The organism is Stenotrophomonas pictorum JCM 9942 (genome assembly GCF_001310775.1).
Lineage (GTDB): Bacteria > Pseudomonadota > Gammaproteobacteria > Xanthomonadales > Xanthomonadaceae > Stenotrophomonas > Stenotrophomonas pictorum.
The window spans coordinates 1-3,181 of sequence record NZ_BAZI01000305.1 but is presented as its reverse complement, the minus strand read 5'-3'; the positions used below and the strand labels follow the sequence as shown (position 1 = coordinate 3,181).

The following is a 3,181-nucleotide window of genomic DNA, read 5'->3' as shown; positions in this document are numbered from 1 at the left end:
CGGCCAGCGGCCGAAGCCGGCCTCGGCCAGCCGCTGCCATGGAAACAGCGGGCCCGGATCGGGCTTGCGGGTGGGCGCCATATCCTGGTGGCCGATGATCTGCGTGCGCGGAATGCGCAGCCGCGTGCACAGGTCCTCCAGCAGCACCAGCAGGCTGTCGATCTGCGCCGCGGCGAACGGCGTGCTGCCATCGTTGTCCAGTTCGATGCCGATCGACACCGAATTGATATCGCGCCATCCGGCCCAGCTGCCGGCACCGGCGTGCCAGGCGCGGCGTTCGTCACTGACCAGCTGGAAACGCCGGCCATCGGCACCGATCAGATAGTGCGCGCTGACCGGGCCGCCACTGTTGCGGCCGCGCAGTGTGTCCAGGCTCTGCTGCACCGAGTCCTGCTGGGTGAAGTGGATGACGATCAGCACCGGCCGGCGCAGGTCCTGGTTGGCGGACGGCACCCAGGTCGCCAGCGGATTGCGCGACGGGGTCTGCGCGCAGGCCCCCAGCAGCGCCACCAGCGCCACGGGCAACAGCAGTTTCATCGGGGTTCTCATCATCACCGCGGTCCAGTAGCGACCCGTCCGGCGGTGGGCATTGCCCCGCAGCACGGGTCTGTCACGACAACCGTGCCACCGCCGGCGGACCGGCGGCGGCACCCTCGCACTTTCAGCATCCCGCCCGCATCAGCGGAAGCGGTATTCAAGCAGCACGTTGAACGAACGGCCGCGCGGGTCGGCCACGCGCGCCTCCCAGCCGGCGCCGTCGCCATCATCCAGATAGCGCACGGTGAACGGCGGATCGGTGTTGAGCAGGTTGCGGATGCCGAAGGTCGCCTTCAGGTTTTCCATGCCGCTCCAGGTCAGGCTGTAGTTGTAGGTGGTGTAGGCATCCACGTTCGGATCCCACGCCGGCGGGGTGTAGCCGTTGACGATGCCGCCGGGCTTCCAGTCCTTGTAACCGCCCCGGTAGACCTGGGTCAGCGTGTGCGCCCAGTCGCCGCGGGCCCAGCCCAGGCTGACGGTGTGCTTCCACTTGATCGGCAGGTTGAAGTAGCGCTCGTACTCGCCGACCAGGTTGTCGCTGTAGGGCAGGTTGTCGAAGGTCTTGGTCTTGAAGGTGTCCAGATAATTGCCGTTGAGGTGCACGTTCCAGGCACCGCCGGCCAGTTCGCCACGCAGGTTGGCGTCCAGCTCGATACCGCGGGTCAGCGTGCCACCGGTGTTGATGAAGCGCTGGTCGATCGCGATGATCGTGCCGCTGGCGTCACGGATGAAGTTGGACGCATACAGCGGGTAGTTCGCGGTCATCGTGGACAGGTTGAAACCGCTACGGATCGTGTTGGTGCGTTCGATCTCCCACCAGTCGACGCTGAGGTTGAAGGCATCCCACGGCGCCAGCACGAAGCCGATGCTGCGCTGTTCGGCTTCTTCCGGCTTCAGGTTCGGATTGCCGCCGGTGATGATGTCCGGGCGGATCTGCACGCTGCAGGCGGCCACGTCCGGGTTGTACTGGCCGCGCGGGCAGGTCGCCGGATCGGCCAGGTCCAGACCGGTGTACTGGGTCTCGGTGATGCCGCGGAACAGCTTGGCGAAGTCCGGCACCTTGAAACCGGTGCTGTAGGAACCGCGGAACACCAGCCAGTCGATCGGCTGCCACTTCAGCGAGTACTTCGGATTGGTGGTGCCACCGAAACCGTCATAACGGTCATGGCGCACCGCCAGGTTCAGCTCCAGGCTGTCGAGCACAGGCAGGTTGAACTCGGCAAACGCCGCTTTCACGTTGCGCTGCTTGGGCGACATGTAGTTGGCCGCATCGCCCGGCACGCCGAACACATAGGCGTTGCCGGCCAGCCATTCGGCCGGACCGCCGAATTCGTATTCCTCGCGACGCAGGTCCACCCCCACCGCGGCCTGCACCTGGTCCTCGCCCCACAGCGTGAAGCCGAGGCCGCCGCTGAAACTGGCATCGAAGGTGGTGGTGGTCGAGGTGCCCTCATAGATCTGCAGGCCGCTGGCATCGGCCGCGGCCAGCGCGTCACGGCCGGCCTGCGACTGCGCCTGGCCGGGCATCAGGAACGGATTGAGCAGGCCGCTCTTCAACGCGGCCTTCAGCTGCGGAGTGAAGTAGTAGCCGCCCGCGGTGGTCGATTCGGCCTTGCTCTGCGCGCGCGACAGACCGACATCGTAATCCCACGTGCCCAGCGTGCCGGTCATGCCGAACAGCAGGCGGTAGGCCTTGGTGCTGGTCTCGATCTGGCGCGGGCCGCAGACCTCGCAGCGCCAGCGGTAGGCGATCGGCCGGCCATAGACCAGGTTGGCCTGGTTGCCGAAATAGCCCTGCAGCTGGTTGTAGACCGCGTCGTAGGTGGCCTGGGTGTTGGCGTTGAGCTCGTAGGCGTCGAGCTGGGTGGCGCTGGCATTGATGCTGGTGGTGATCTGCTGCGCCTCGAACTGGCGCTTGGAGGTCACCTTCGAGCCCATCAGCTCGGCGTAGAACTCGTGGCTGTCGCCGAGCCGGAAGGTGGCGCGGCCGACACCCTGCACGGTATCCACCGGCTGCTGGATGGTGCGCGCGCGGCCATAGTCCCAGGCGCAGCCGAAGCTGGCGCCGGGGCTGGCCCAGATCTTGTCGTCGTACGGGCCCATCATGTCGCCGCCGGCCTCGCAGCCGGCACCGCCGGGCAGATCCAAGGTGTTGACCGTGGTCTTGGTCAGGCCGCTGGCCGGGTCGCGCAGGCCGCCGCCGATCAGGCTGCCGGTGCCGCTGACGATGTTGGCGAACGGGGTGCCACGCGTGTCCGGCGACAGCCCGCGCTCGGGCTGGAAGCTGTTGACGAAATCGCGCTGGTTGCCGCGCAGGATCTTGTTCTTCTTGGCGTTGACCGCGGCCCAGACGTTCCAGCGGTCGCTGTCCAGATCACCCCAGCCACCGAGCAGGCTGGCGTGGTAGATGTTGCCGCCGCCTTCCTGGGTGACGTCGGCGCCGGAGGTCAGGGTGATCCCCTGGTAGTTGGTGCGGGTGATGAAGTTGATCACCCGCCGATGGCGTCGGTGCCGTACACCGCCGAGGCGCCATCGCGCAGCACTTCCACCCGCTCGATCGCGGCGAAGGGAATCGAGTTCAGATCCACCACCTGGCCGGCCAGGCCATGGGCGGCGACCCGGCGGCCGTTGAGCAGCACCAGCG

Annotated in this window: 3 protein-coding genes; all 3 read right to left on the bottom strand. The window is 67.1% G+C overall.

Features of this window, described 5'->3' with window-relative positions:
* A partial coding sequence (locus JCM9942_RS12810; protein WP_083468542.1) for an N-acetylmuramoyl-L-alanine amidase occupies positions 1-537 on the bottom strand: 537 nt, incomplete at its 3' end.
* Positions 538-678: 141 nt separating this feature from the next.
* Complete coding sequence (locus tag JCM9942_RS12805; protein ID WP_054660132.1) at positions 679-3,030, bottom strand: TonB-dependent receptor domain-containing protein; 2,352 nt, start codon at positions 3,028-3,030, stop codon at positions 679-681.
* Complete coding sequence (locus JCM9942_RS20780) at positions 3,027-3,125, bottom strand: TonB-dependent receptor plug domain-containing protein (protein ID WP_425478352.1); 99 nt, start codon at positions 3,123-3,125, stop codon at positions 3,027-3,029. Before JCM9942_RS20780 ends, JCM9942_RS12805 begins: the two co-directional genes overlap by 4 nt.
* Positions 3,126-3,181 lie beyond the last annotated feature (56 nt).